This is a genomic window from Gluconobacter sp. (assembly GCF_047722525.1).
Taxonomy (GTDB): Bacteria; Pseudomonadota; Alphaproteobacteria; order Acetobacterales; family Acetobacteraceae; genus Gluconobacter.
Genome location: NZ_JBDNYY010000038.1, coordinates 1 through 12,937, shown reverse-complemented (window position 1 = coordinate 12,937; position 12,937 = coordinate 1). Strand labels below are relative to the sequence as shown.

Here is a 12,937-nt window from a genome sequence, read left to right as displayed (position 1 = left end):
CGCCCCGGAAGCCCTAGAAGTGAGCCCCGCTGCGTCGGTGAACGGGCTTATACGGCCACCTCACCACACTGTCAAACAGAATCAGACGCGCACTTGTCCACATTCCCAACACCCAAAAATCCCCCACAAAAACAACTTATCCCCGTTACCCATTCGAATTTCGTAATGATAAAAAGGCGAAAAAAGCGCCTCTCGGGCGCTTTTTTCTGTCGTTTTCTTTGAATTTCCCAGTTTGTTGCTCGTTCAACGTCTGTTGGGCACACAAACTCGCGCGTTATCGCGCCTTACGCCTCGCATAGCGTCCTTTAGGAACGCGTCCCCTGCCCCGAAATTAAGGCACTGAGGCAGAGCTGTGAGGCTTCTGAGTATGAGACAACGCGCGCCCCTCACAAAAAATCCTGAACACCCTCAGATAATACGCTTGATGGTTAGGCACGTCGTCATTTCAGGCAACGACGCATATCTACGGCTGTAGAATTCTGAGAAATGGCAAAGAAAAACCCGCTTCACCTTGCGATGAAGCGGGTTTTTGCAAACCTGATCTGAAAAGACCCTTCAGGCCGGACCATGTTCCTGAACAGCTTCCAGTTCGGCGCGAACCGATTGCAGTTCGCGGCTGATCTGATCGTGCATGTCCACGTCGTTCGGACCGATTTCGGCCCAACGGCTTTCCAGATCCCGCAGACGGCTTTTGGCCTCATCCACAGACAGCTCACTCATAAGCTGGGCAGAATCAGCCAGAATGGTGCAGTGATCCGCGCCCATATCAGCGAAGCCGCCCGTCACGAAGTAACGGTCCACGATCTTGTCACCCTGATAGAGGGCCACAACGCCGCCCCGCAGCTGAAGCATCAGCGGTGCGCGGTCTGGCATGGCTGCAATATCGCCTTCCATGCCCGGGACCACGGCCATGTCGACGTCACGTTCGACAAGGCGCTTTTCCGGGCTGACGATCTCGATGCGAAGCGGCATCGGATCAGGCCTCCTGCTTCATCTTCTCGGCCTTCGCTACGGCCTCGTCGATGTCACCGACCATGTAGAAAGCGCCTTCCGGGAGGTGATCGTACTCACCGGCTACGACAGCCTTGAAGGAACGGATCGTGTCTTCCAGCGACACCAGCTTGCCCGGGGCGCCTGTGAAGACTTCGGCCACGTGGAAAGGCTGGGACAGGAAGCGCTGGATGCGACGCGCGCGGCCAACGATCTTCTTGTCGTCTTCGGACAGCTCGTCCATGCCGAGAATCGCGATGATGTCCTGCAGACCCTTGTAGGTCTGGAGCGTCTGCTGGACCTGGCGGGCGACCTGGTAGTGCTCTTCACCAACGATCTTCGGATCGAGCGAACGGGACGTGGAATCCAGCGGATCAACAGCCGGATAAATGCCCATTTCAGCGATCGAACGGTTCAGAACCGTCGTTGCATCAAGATGCGCGAAGGTCGCGGCCGGAGCCGGATCGGTCAGATCGTCAGCAGGGACGTACACGGCCTGAACGGACGTGATGGAGCCCTTCTTCGTGGACGTGATACGCTCCTGCAGGGCACCCATTTCGGTGGCCAGCGTCGGCTGGTAACCCACTGCGGACGGGATACGGCCCAGAAGTGCGGAGACTTCGGAACCGGCCTGCGTGAAGCGGAAGATATTGTCCACGAAGAACAGGACGTCCTGGCCTTCTTCGTCACGGAAGTATTCTGCAAGCGACAGACCCGTCAGGGCCACGCGCGAACGGGCTCCCGGCGGCTCGTTCATCTGACCGTAGACCAGCGCAACCTTGGAACCCTCGGTCGAACCGTCTTCAGCGATCTTGATGACGCCTGCGTCCTGCATTTCGAAATACAGGTCGTTACCTTCACGGGTACGCTCACCCACACCAGCGAAGACGGACACGCCGCCATGTGCCTTGGCGATGTTGTTGATGAGTTCCTGAATGATGACCGTCTTGCCGACGCCAGCACCACCGAACAGACCGATCTTACCACCCTTGAGGTACGGGCAGAGCAGATCGACGACCTTGATGCCGGTCACGAGGATCTCGGACGCAGCAGCCTGCTCTTCAAAAGACGGAGCCGGACGATGGATCGGGAAGCGCAGTTCGCTGTTGATCGGACCGCGCTCGTCGATGGGCTCACCAACGACGTTCAGGATACGGCCAAGCGTTGCCGGGCCAACCGGAACCATGATCTGCTTGCCCGTGTCACGGACTTCAGTGCCGCGGACCAGACCATCGGTCGTGTCCATGGCAATGCAGCGGACCTGACGCTCGCCGATTTCCTGGGCAACTTCCAGAACCAGCGTGTGATCGCCGTTCTGGACATGCAGGGCGTTCAGGATGAAGGGAAGATCGCCTTCGAACTGCACGTCCACGACCGGACCACGCACCTGGGTGACGCGGCCGACCACGTTGTTGGCAGCTCCGGCAGAAGGGGTAAGGGTTTCAGACATCGGATTCGTCTCCTGCGTGATCTCAAACGGCTTCTGCGCCGGAGATGATTTCGATCAGATCGTTGGTGATGTTGGCCTGACGCGTGCGGTTGTACTTCTGCGACAGACGATCGATGGCCTTGCTGGCGTTGCGGCTGGCATTGTCCATCGCGGTCATCCGCGCACCCTGCTCTCCAGCAGCGCTTTCCAGCATGGCCGAGAAAATCTGGACCTGCAGGTTGCGCGGCAGAAGCTGCGTCAGGAGCGTTGCCTCATCGGGCTCGAATTCGTACTGCGCCGTGTCGGCATCAGGGGCGGCATTGTCGTTCTCGGGGACCGAAAGCGGAACCAGAGGCGCCTGAACCGGAACCTGCGTCATGGCGTTGAGGAAGCGGTTATAGACCAGCGTGCAGCGGTCGATCTCGCCCGCATCCAGCATGGTCGCGATCCGGCTTCCGATATCGGTCGCCTTGTCGAAACCCACATCCTTGCCATCACTGCCCGCCAGACGATCAGTGATCATCTCCGGATAGTGACGCACGAGAATGTCTGCTCCCTTGCGGCCGACCGGCAGGATGCGGACCGTCTTGCCCTCAGAGACAAGCGTGTCGACCAGTTGACGGGCACTGCGGACGATATTGGCATTGAAGCCGCCGGCAAGACCACGGTCAGAAGTCAGCACCACCACGAGATGGGTCTGATCCTTGCCCGTTCCCGCCAGAAGACGCGGCAGACTGGCTGCGTCCTCACCACGGGTTGCCGTCGCCAGCTCCGCCATCATGCGACGCATGGCGACGGCATAGGGGCGGGCCGCTTCGGCCTGCATCTGGGCGCGTCGCAGCTTGGAGGCTGCGACCATTTTCATCGCGTTCGTAATCTTGCGCGTCGATTTGACGCCCGTGATCCGTCCACGCAGTTCCTTCAGCGAAGCCATGGGCTATCCTCAGGCCGAAAAGCGCTTGCCGAATGCTTCGAGCAGCTCCTTGAGCTTGCCTTCCGTCTCCGGCTTGATCTGGCGGTCATTGCGGATGACCGTCAGGATGTCAGAGCCCGCACCGCGCAGCTCGGACAGGAGAGCGGCTTCATAGGCCACAACCTTGTCCACGGCGATCGGATCAACGTAGCCACGCGTACCGGCGTAAAGAACAACAACCTGTTCTTCAACGGGCAGCGGGGACGTCTCAGGCTGCTTCAGCAGCTCGACCAGACGGGCACCACGATCCAGCTGCTTGCGGGTTGCGGCATCCAGGTCGGAAGCGAACTGCGAGAACGCAGCCATTTCACGATACTGGGCCAGCTCCAGCTTGATCTTGCCGGCAACCTGCTTCATCGCCTTGATCTGGGCTGCGGAACCCACACGGGACACCGAACCACCGACGTTCACGGCCGGACGGATACCCTTGTAGAACAGGTCCGTCTCAAGGAAGATCTGACCGTCCGTGATGGAGATCACGTTGGTCGGGATGTAGGCTGCCGTATCGCCAGCCTGCGTCTCGATGACCGGCAGGGCCGTCAGGGAGCCGCCGCCATTGGCGTCGGACATCTTGGCCGCACGCTCCAGCAGACGGGAGTGCAGATAGAACACGTCACCCGGGAAGGCTTCACGAGCCGGCGGACGACGCAGCAGCAGAGACATCTGGCGGTAGGCCACAGCCTGCTTGGACAGATCGTCGTAGCAGACAAGAGCGTGCATGCCGTTGTCACGGAAATACTCACCCATGGCGCAGGCCGTGTACGGTGCGAGATACTGCATCGGAGCAGCATCGGACGCCGTAGCAGCAACAACGATGGAATATTCCATCGCGCCATGCTCGGTCAGCGTGCGGACCAGGTTTGCAACCGTGGAGCGCTTCTGACCGATGGCGACATAGATGCAGTACAGGGACTTCTTCGGATCGCCTTCGGCATTGACCGGCTTCTGGGCGACAATGGTGTCGATCAGGATGGCGGTCTTGCCCGTCTGGCGGTCACCGATGATCAGCTCACGCTGGCCACGTCCGATGGGGACGAGCGCATCAATGGCCTTGATGCCGGTCTGCATCGGCTCGCTGACCGACTGGCGCGGCATGATGCCCGGAGCCTTCACTTCGGCACGACGGTATTCGACGTCCGTCAGCGGGCCACGGCCGTCGATCGGGTTACCAAGACCGTCAACCACACGTCCCAGCAGACCCTTACCAACCGGAACTTCAACCACGGACTTCGTGCGCAGGACGGTGTCGCCCTCGCGGATGCCATCGCCGTCGCCGAACAGAACCACACCGACATTGTCGGCTTCGAGGTTCAGCGCCATGCCCTTGAGGCCAGTTCCTTCGAACTCGACCATTTCACCGGCCATGACATTCGTCAGGCCGTAGACGCGGGCGATGCCGTCGCCGATGGACAGGACCGTGCCCGTCTCGGAAACGGTCTCGACCTGGTCGAACGACGCGATCTGCTGCTTGAGGATGTCCGAAATCTCAGCGGGACGGATATCCATCACGCGGCTCCCTTCATGGCGTTCTGCAGGCGGGTCAGGCGCCCGGCGATCGAAGTATCAAACAGTGTGGAACCGATGCGTACGGTCATGCCGCCAAGCAGGGCGGCGTCCGTCCGTTCGGTCATGGACACGCGGCTGTAGCCGGCTTCGGCCAGACGGGCCTGAAGCTGACTGCGCTGTGTGTCCGTCAGAGGCTGTGCGGAGCAGACCTCGGCAACGACTTCGCCACGCAGGGCGGAATCAAGAGCCAGGACACCGTCCAGAATGGATGCAAGATCAGGCAGACGGCGATTGTCGGCGATGACGCCAACGAACCGGCGCAGGACATCTCCGAAACCGAGCTTCGACATCAGGACGTTCGAAACCGTCCGGCCCTGACGGATGTCCATCCGGGCATCAGCCAGAAACTTCCGCAGATCGTCGCTTTCGGCAATGGCGGCACGCAGCGCCTTCACTTCACCCAGAACATCGGAAAGATTTCCCTGCTCCGAAGCGAGGTCATAAAGCGCACGGGCATAGCGCTGGGCCAAGCCCCCTGTATGTCCAACCTGCGGCACCTGTGTCACCGTCACACGCGTGTTCCGTCTCACTAAATCCGCCGCAGAGTGCGGCAGGAACCGGCTTATCCGGTTCCTTGCATCAAAACTGTCCGGACCGGGCATACACGTTCCTGCGCAGGATTCGTCTGAAACCCGGTCCTCCACTTGGCGCCGCCTCTAGCACGCTGCCCCGTCCCTGCGCAACCGAGACGATCTGCAAATTGCCCGTTCAACTGTCCGGCATCAGGACGCGGGTTTGCGTTTTACCCTACCGGACTGGCATGACGGACGTTCCACGGTGGTTTTCCGGGAGATCTTTCCCCGTTCTGCCCCATGCTTTCGACCGCACGATCCCTGCACAGACCTTGGAGACCCGATGTCCATCCAGAAGCGCCTCTTTTCCCTGCTCGGCGCCCTGTCCGTCCATGCTCTCACCACGACGGCCCAGGCAGCCCCCATCGAAGACAAGCCTTCTTTCCCCACCATTTCCTACTGGGACAACTGGACCGACCCTCAGGGCGTCACACATCTGACAAAGTGCAAGATGTCGACATTCCATGAGGATTCGATCAACCCGGACGGAGAGAAAGTCATGCTCAGCCACCCCCATGAGGGGCCGACGACTGTGACGATGCGCGTGCAGCCTCCCCACTGGAAGGGAGGATGGAACGAAAGCCATCAGGTCCAGTGGATCGTCCCGCTTTCGGGAATCTATTTCGTCAAGGCGATGGACGGCACCAGCGTCGAACTCAATCCGGGCGACATCCTGCTCAGCGAGGATCTGGCGCCCACCGCTCACGGCTCGGAGCCAAAAGGCCATCTGTCAGGGAATGTCGGAGACACCGCCGTCGCATTGCAGGTTCTCCAGTTCGGAGAAGCCACACCGTCGCACGTGCCCTGTCAGTGGCAGTAAGGACTGGACATCGTTTTATCGGGAACCTGGAGCGGGCGAAGGGAATCGAACCCTCCTAAGAAGCTTGGAAGGCTACTGCATTACCACTATGCTACGCCCGCTCAGGTGGGAGTGTCCTTACTCCATCTTTTCCCGCGCCTGCAAGAGGGGAAAATCCAAAATGGAATTTCCACAACAAAGATGTTCGGGGCACTTGACTTTTGTTCCCGAACATTCTCTTTTGCGGCCACTGTCGTTGGCATGACGCCTCAAAACGTCCTGCCCGATGATAGGGGTGTAGCTCAATTGGCTAGAGCGCCGGTCTCCAAAACCGGAGGTTGAGAGTTCGAGACCCTCCACCCCTGCCACTCCTTCTCGCCGGATGTCCTTCCCGACACCGGGAGCGGGTTTTTCATTTGATTCGAGGACGATGGTGTCGGTCAGTACCCCGAAAGACGAGTCGCGGAAAACGGCGCCTCAAAAGAACGGATCCGGCTTCAATCTGGTCGCATACGTTCGTGATGTCCGCGCCGAAGCGAAGCGCGTCACATGGCCGACCCGTCGCAATACCCTGATCACGTCAGGTGCCGTGCTGGTCATGGTTACCGTGACCTGCATCTTCTTCTTCATCGTGGACCAGGTGATCGGCCTCGGCGTCCGCGAACTATTTGGCGTTGGAGGTTAGGTTCGCACCATGGCGAAGCGTTGGTACGTTGTGCATGTCTATTCCGGATTCGAGAAAAAGATCGCGAGTCACATTCAGGAGCAGGCTGCACAGAAAGGCCTTTCCGACCATTTCGAACAGATTCTTGTTCCTTCCGAAGACGTGACCGAAATGCGCCGCGGCCGTAAGGTCAATGCAGAGCGCAAGTTTTTCCCGGGCTACGTTCTCGTCAAGATGGAACTGACGGACGAGGCCTGGCATCTCGTCAAGGACACACCCAAGGTGACGGGCTTCCTCGGAACCCGCAACCGTCCGACACCCATCACGGCTGCTGAAGCCGACCGGATCATGAAGCAGGCCCAGGAAGGCGTCGAGCGCCCCCGTTCCAGCCTGTCCTTCGAGATCGGTGAGCAGGTCCGCGTAGCCGATGGTCCGTTCACCTCCTTCACCGGCATGATCGAGGACGTGGACGACGAGCGTCAGCGCCTCAAGGTCAGCGTTTCCATCTTCGGGCGCTCCACCCCTGTGGATCTGGACTTCACGCAGGTCGAAAAGCTCTGATGCTTTTCAGCCGCTGAATTACCCACAAAAAAAGGCTCCCTCTTCGGGAGCCTTTTTTTGTTCTTGTGCCCTGTGCCTCTCAGTCCGTCACGGGAGGCGGCAGGACGCGCAGTTTTGCAGCCGCCTGATCAGCAATAGCCGCCACACCCTGACTGAGTGCCGCGGTCAGCTTTGACGTGCTGGATGCCACAGGCTCCGCCGACTGCCAGAGCACGGGTGAGGTCACCACAGGTCCGATCATTTTGCCCGCCGGATGGACGGACAGCATTCCGGTTACGAGCGCATGCCCCGCCGAATCGGCTTCGAAGTTGCGAATGGTCAGCTCGACATAGGCTGTCGGCGTGGTGGTAACGGCATCGTCCTGAGCAAAAACGGTCGTCCCGGGCAGACGCTGGGCCAGATCGGTCACCAGCGTGTGGCCCAGCATGTCCGGCAGCGCCTCGCTCCAACTGCTGCCGGAGGCCAACTTGGTCTGGTAGTCCTCGCTGGCCTTCACGATCGTGTCGCGATCCAGCCGCGCGCTGACAACGGGAGTGCGGACCTCGACCACGACCGGTCCTCCCGCTTGGGAGACGCCCGGCAGAGGCGCCAGTGTGTAGAGCGTCGGATCACTACTGCAGGCCGAAAGAAGGCCCGTCAGCCCCAGGGCCCCCACCATGGACAGAAAACGGAGGCGGGACGTCGAAGACTGTTTCATGGCTCAGTTCCTGCGGCCGGTGATGAGAGCGGAAGGATGGTGATCGAGATAATCCGTCAGGAACCGCAGGGAGCGGGACATCTGGGTCAACTGGGTGATCATGTTCTGGAGGCTGCGATGAAAATCCGTGTCGCCGCCATAAGCGCCCAGGACGGACTGGGCATTGCTCAATGTGCCCTGCAGGCTCTTCATCAGTGCCGGCAGGTTCTGGTTGGCGGTTTTCGTCAGTCTGCTCAGGTTCTGGAGCGAATCGCGCAGGGCCGCGAGGGACTGCGTGACTTCAGGACTGTTCAGACGGCCATCCGCATGCGCCAGAAGATCGTTCACATGACCACCGATTTCGGTCAGTGGCATCGCGGCGATCTTGTCGGTGATGGTGGAAACGGATTCCATGATCCCATCCATGCCGCCGGCCTGGCTGGGGAGGACGGCGATGTCGCCTTCATAGGTCAGCGACGTAACCGGAGCGTTCTTGACGAACTGCAGGGCAATCATGGATTCGCCGGTCAGGAAACTGGCGCTCTGGACAGAGGCACGCATTCCGTCGGCCACGAAGGCCTGAAGATATTTCTCCACCGGCTGTTCCCTGCTGTTCTCGATCCGGTCATCCCAGTTGGACAGCATGCGCTCGGGTTCGAGTTCCATATCCACGCGGACACGGGGAAGTTTCGTGGGACCTTCGAGAAGGAGGCGGACATCGGTGACGGTGCCGATCTGCAGGCCGAACATGGTGACCTGGCTACCGCTCGTGAGGCCTTTGACGGACGAGTTGATGTAGGTCACGACACGCAGGCGCTTGTGATAGCGGGCGTTGTCGGCATCGGCTTCGCTGGCATAGAGCTTGAAGACGGAATTGGCAGGCGCGTCAGGCAGGTCGATGTTGCGGCGACGCTCCGGCAACCCGAAAGCGATACCGCCCGAAAACAGGGCCTGAAGCGACTTGAGCTGGACCTTCAGACCACCGGCGCCGAGACCAACCTGAACGCCAGAGACGTTCCAGAAACGGCTGTCCGTGCGCAGATAGTGGTCATACGGCTCCTTGACGAAGGCCTGGATGACGATGGGCCCCTTGCCGCCCGGCGGCATCGTGTAGCCGAGCACCTCACCCACCTGAAGGTCACGGAAGAAGACCGGGGATCCCGGACCGAGCGATCCCAGAGACGGAGAAACCAGCCAGAACGTCTCGCCGGGCTGGTCTGACCGGACGCCCGGTGGCGATTCCAGTCCCTTGAAAGATTTCTGGTAGTGGCCATCATCCATGCCGGGATCCAGCGCGATATAGGCACCGGAGAACAGCGTATCGAGGCCGGTGATGCTGGCCCCGTTGATGCGCGGACGCACGACCCAGAACCGGGTGTGATCGGTCAGGATGTGGGAACTGTTGGCGTTCATCTGCACCGTGACATCGACATGTTTCATGTCGTCACTCAGGGTGATGTCCTGAACCGTACCCAGCGTCACGGCCTTGTTCTTCACCTGCGTCTGGCCCGGTGTGAGGCCGTCCGCCGTCTCGAACGTGATGGTGATGACGGGACCACGCGTGGCGAAATGCTCCCACGCCAGCCATCCGGCGATGAGGATGGCCACCACCGGAATCAGCAGAATGAGGGAGAAGCGGGTGCGGCGCACCGGGGCTTCCTTCGGCGAGACCGTTGGCTCCCCCCGGTTGTTTCGGGAATCGCTCACGCGCGTCCAGGCTCCATGTCAGTAGGGTCAGAAGAAGGCAGATGCGGAACAGGGCCGGATGGGGACGGTGTCTCCTCCGGGGGCCTGCTGTCCACTGCGTGGCCTGCGACCGTGCCATTAAGGCCGGCTGCATCCCACATGCCGCGGGGATCGAAAAGCTCTGCGGCGAAAATGGTCAGGATCACGACCAGCGCAAAGCACACCATCCCCGGATCGGCCGTGACATTGGCGAGAAAGCCGAAATGCACAACGGCAACGAGGATGGAAATCATGAACACGTCGATCATGGACCAGCGACCGATGATGACGACAAGACGGTAGAGTTTCGCCAGATGCCGCAGTTGCCAGCTCAATCCGAGACGCGTGCTGATGATCATGATCGTCAGGGCGACGATCTTGAGAACAGGCACGGTGATGCTGGCGAAGAGCACCAGCAGGGACAGCGGGATCATCCCCGCCTGCCACAGCTCGATCACGCCGCTGATGATGGTGCTGGGCGCACCGTGACCGACCTTCGTATAGGTCATGACCGGCAGGAGATTGGCCGGCAGATAGAACACGACACCGGCCACGAGAAGACAGGTGGCCGAGGACAGGCTCTGGGGCTTGCGGCGGCGCAGGATCTGTCCGCAGCGGGGGCAGTCCCCCATGTCCTGTTCCTGCGGCACGGCATGATCGAAGGCCATGACCAAATTGCAGGCATGGCAGGAGAGCATGTTCTCCACAGGAGGAATGACGCCATTGCGGGCGTCCAGATGGGCAACGTCCAGCAGATGGCCCTGATGATCGTCAAGCTTGGGCTGGATGTCGCGGCTGCGCCAGATCCGCTCGGCGTCGAAGGTGGAGTCGACGGCGGCCATGCTCAGCATCAGTCCACCCAGAAGATAGACCCCCGGCTGAAGGATGACGAGGGCGAGGTCCACCAGCTTCGTGTAGGCCACGAGAACCCCGAGGACATAGACTTCCACCATCGACCAGCCGCGCAGGCGGTCGTACCAGGTGAGGAGACGCGGGGTCCAGTCGGGCATATGGGGCCGGGAGGCGCCATAGAGAATGGCCGCCATCAGGCCGATGATGACGCCGGGCATGAGAATCGTCACGAGCGCGACCAGAACGCCGATCGTCCCGTAGCCCTGATGACCGAGTTCTATGGGGCCGCTCATCAGCGAGACGGTATTTTCGCGTCCGTAGACGTTCAGCGTCATGAGGGAGCTGATGAGAAGCGTGGCGTAGAGCGCGGCCGAGGTGATGCAGAAGGCGGCCGGGGCGCCGATCAGGGAGGTCTTGCGGCGGCGGGCAAGCTGGCACCCGCAGCGGAGACATTCGGCGAGATGACCGGGTTTCAGACGCGGAACATGCTGGAACAAGCCGCAGGTCGGGCATTCGCGCAGACCTTCCACCGCATGAATGGAGGCGTGGGGCTCCTGACTGCGGGAAAAGCTGACGGCGTTGCGCCACAGCCGTTTATGAAAACGGTCAGACATCGGGCTCCTAACCTAACGCAGGGAGCCGTCTTTTGACAGTCCGCCCTCTTCGGGCAGCCCTCCGCATCGGGATATCGGCATCCATCGTAGTCCCATCGCGGGCGGATTGCCCAGAGGAAGGCGGTTATATCGGCAATATTTTGAAAAAATGTGAAGATCCGCATGCTGTGCGGAAAACATCGTCGTCCGTGTCCGCCATGGTGGGACATGGGATCTCGGAACCGGATTTTCGGAAGACCTTGATGGTGCCGGTGAAGAGATTCGAACTCCCGACCCCATCATTACGAATGACGTGCTCTACCAGCTGAGCTACACCGGCGCATCCATCAAGGTGGGCGCGTTCTAACCGAGCCCTCCGGGGTTGGCAAGCCGGAAAATGCACAAACCGCTTCGAACGCTCAATAGCCGCGCCCCGTATCGATGACGCCGGTCATGGGTTCGCCGGCTTCATAGCGCCGCAGATTGGCGAGAACGGCCTCCGCAGCGGTGTCCGACTGGGCGGCGCTGGCGATATGGGGGGTCAGGAAAATGCGCGGATGATCCCAGAATGGATGTTCTGGCGGCAGCGGTTCGGGTGTGGCGACATCGAGCACGGCCTGTGAGAGCTGACCGCTGTCGAGGGCCGGAATCAGATCGTCCTGCACCAGATGACCACCGCGCCCGCAGTTGATGAGACACGCCCCTTTCGGCAGTTTTTCAAACAGGCTGCGATTGAGAATGCCGCGCGTGGCGTCCGTCAGCGGGACGAGACAGACCAGAATGTCGGTCTCCGCGAGAAAAGCATCCAGCTCCCCTGCCCCGGCAAAGGACTTCACGCCCGGAACTTCCCGGCGGCTGCGGCTCCAGCCCCGGCATTCGTAGCCGAAGGAGACGAGCTTCTCCAGAACCGGACTGCCCAGCTCTCCCATGCCCATGAGACCGACGCGGTAGAGCTTCGCGGGACGGTTATGCGAGCCGTCCCAGACGTGTTCCCGCTGCTGGCGGGCATAGCGGAACATGTCACGGTGAAAGGACAGGACCGCCCACAGGACATATTCGATCATGCCCTCCACCAGACTGCTCTCCACCATGCGGATGATTTTCACGCCGGGAGGCACATTGGCGAGATTGAGCTGGTCGATCCCCGCGCCCAGCGAGAAGAGGACTTCAAGATTGGGAAAAAGCGTGCCGAGATCGTCCGGTGTCTTCCAGGCCGCGAGATAGCGCACATCCTCTTTCGGGCCGGTGTCGGGCCAGATGTGGAACGGGATGTCAGGACGGGCCTTCGCGAATTTCTCGCTCCAGACTTTGGCGCGCTCGGGCGTGTGATGGAAGACGATCGACATTCTGCGTGTTCTCCGACCGGGAAACGGAAATGGCGATGCTCGCCCCGTGCCGGGTTCGGATCAACCCCGCACACCTGTTTGTGTAGGGCCACGCCTCAGGGGAACGCGTGTCGGGTTCGGGCGTAGAGGAGGCTGGATCTCATGCAGGAGGGCAGGATCATGCCTCGTGGAGACAAGTCAGCCTATACGGA

General features: G+C 60.7%; 12 protein-coding genes and 3 tRNA genes. 4 read left to right on the top strand and 11 right to left on the bottom strand.

Annotated elements, in window-relative coordinates; genetic code table 11:
* Positions 1 to 555 precede the first annotated feature (555 nt).
* The 5 genes from atpC to atpH are packed head-to-tail and all read right to left on the bottom strand — an operon-like array spanning position 556 to position 5,470.
* Positions 556 to 972, bottom strand: coding sequence for an ATP synthase F1 subunit epsilon (atpC, locus tag ABF859_RS14680; RefSeq protein WP_086648568.1), 417 nt, complete (start codon positions 970 to 972; stop codon positions 556 to 558).
* Positions 973 to 976: 4 nt separating this feature from the next.
* Complete coding sequence (gene atpD / locus ABF859_RS14675) at positions 977 to 2,440, bottom strand: F0F1 ATP synthase subunit beta (RefSeq protein WP_415528400.1); 1,464 nt, start codon at positions 2,438 to 2,440, stop codon at positions 977 to 979.
* Positions 2,441 to 2,462: 22 nt separating this feature from the next.
* A complete protein-coding gene (locus ABF859_RS14670) occupies positions 2,463 to 3,353 on the bottom strand; it encodes a F0F1 ATP synthase subunit gamma (protein ID WP_415528399.1) in 891 nt (296 codons plus the stop codon).
* A 9-nt stretch (positions 3,354 to 3,362) separates the two neighbouring features.
* On the bottom strand, positions 3,363 to 4,898 hold the full coding sequence (gene atpA / locus ABF859_RS14665) for a F0F1 ATP synthase subunit alpha (RefSeq protein ID WP_415528398.1): 1,536 nt from the start codon (positions 4,896 to 4,898) through the stop codon (positions 3,363 to 3,365).
* Positions 4,898 to 5,470: an ATP synthase F1 subunit delta gene (gene atpH, locus ABF859_RS14660; protein ID WP_415528397.1), complete on the bottom strand. Its 573-nt coding sequence runs from the start codon at positions 5,468 to 5,470 to the stop codon at positions 4,898 to 4,900. The genes atpA and atpH overlap by 1 nt, the downstream gene beginning before the upstream one ends.
* A gap of 343 nt (positions 5,471 to 5,813) precedes the next feature.
* Between atpH and ABF859_RS14655 the strand changes: the two genes are divergently transcribed.
* On the top strand, positions 5,814 to 6,350 hold the full coding sequence (locus tag ABF859_RS14655) for a hypothetical protein (protein WP_415528396.1): 537 nt from the start codon (positions 5,814 to 5,816) through the stop codon (positions 6,348 to 6,350).
* Positions 6,351 to 6,377: 27 nt separating this feature from the next.
* Here the strand turns inward: ABF859_RS14655 and ABF859_RS14650 are convergent.
* Positions 6,378 to 6,451: transfer RNA gene (locus tag ABF859_RS14650), tRNA-Gly, on the bottom strand.
* A 169-nt stretch (positions 6,452 to 6,620) separates the two neighbouring features.
* Between ABF859_RS14650 and ABF859_RS14645 the strand changes: the two genes are divergently transcribed.
* The 3 genes from ABF859_RS14645 to nusG all read left to right on the top strand — a co-directional run bounded on the left by ABF859_RS14645 (position 6,621) and on the right by nusG (position 7,554).
* Positions 6,621 to 6,697: transfer RNA gene (locus tag ABF859_RS14645), tRNA-Trp, on the top strand.
* Between the two features lie 62 nt (positions 6,698 to 6,759).
* Positions 6,760 to 7,014 (top strand): preprotein translocase subunit SecE, encoded by a 255-nt coding sequence (gene secE, locus ABF859_RS14640; RefSeq protein WP_228119962.1) that lies wholly within the window; start codon positions 6,760 to 6,762, stop codon positions 7,012 to 7,014.
* 9 nt (positions 7,015 to 7,023) lie between these two features.
* Entirely contained in the window at positions 7,024 to 7,554 is a 531-nt protein-coding gene (gene nusG / locus ABF859_RS14635) for a transcription termination/antitermination protein NusG (protein ID WP_011252857.1), read from the top strand.
* A gap of 79 nt (positions 7,555 to 7,633) precedes the next feature.
* Here nusG and ABF859_RS14630 read toward each other — a convergent pair whose 3' ends face one another.
* From ABF859_RS14630 to ABF859_RS14610, 5 genes are all read right to left on the bottom strand, one after another.
* Complete coding sequence (locus ABF859_RS14630; protein ID WP_415528395.1) at positions 7,634 to 8,251, bottom strand: membrane integrity-associated transporter subunit PqiC; 618 nt, start codon at positions 8,249 to 8,251, stop codon at positions 7,634 to 7,636.
* 3 nt (positions 8,252 to 8,254) lie between these two features.
* Positions 8,255 to 9,937, bottom strand: a complete 1,683-nt coding sequence (locus ABF859_RS14625; RefSeq protein WP_415528394.1) for an intermembrane transport protein PqiB — start codon at positions 9,935 to 9,937, stop codon at positions 8,255 to 8,257.
* Positions 9,934 to 11,421, bottom strand: coding sequence for a paraquat-inducible protein A (locus ABF859_RS14620; RefSeq protein WP_415528393.1), 1,488 nt, complete (start codon positions 11,419 to 11,421; stop codon positions 9,934 to 9,936). Before ABF859_RS14620 ends, ABF859_RS14625 begins: the two co-directional genes overlap by 4 nt.
* 243 nt (positions 11,422 to 11,664) lie before the next feature.
* Positions 11,665 to 11,740: transfer RNA gene (locus ABF859_RS14615), tRNA-Thr, on the bottom strand.
* 79 nt (positions 11,741 to 11,819) lie between these two features.
* Entirely contained in the window at positions 11,820 to 12,746 is a 927-nt protein-coding gene (locus ABF859_RS14610) for a 2-hydroxyacid dehydrogenase (RefSeq protein ID WP_415528392.1), read from the bottom strand.
* Between the last annotated feature and the right edge of the window lie 191 nt (positions 12,747 to 12,937).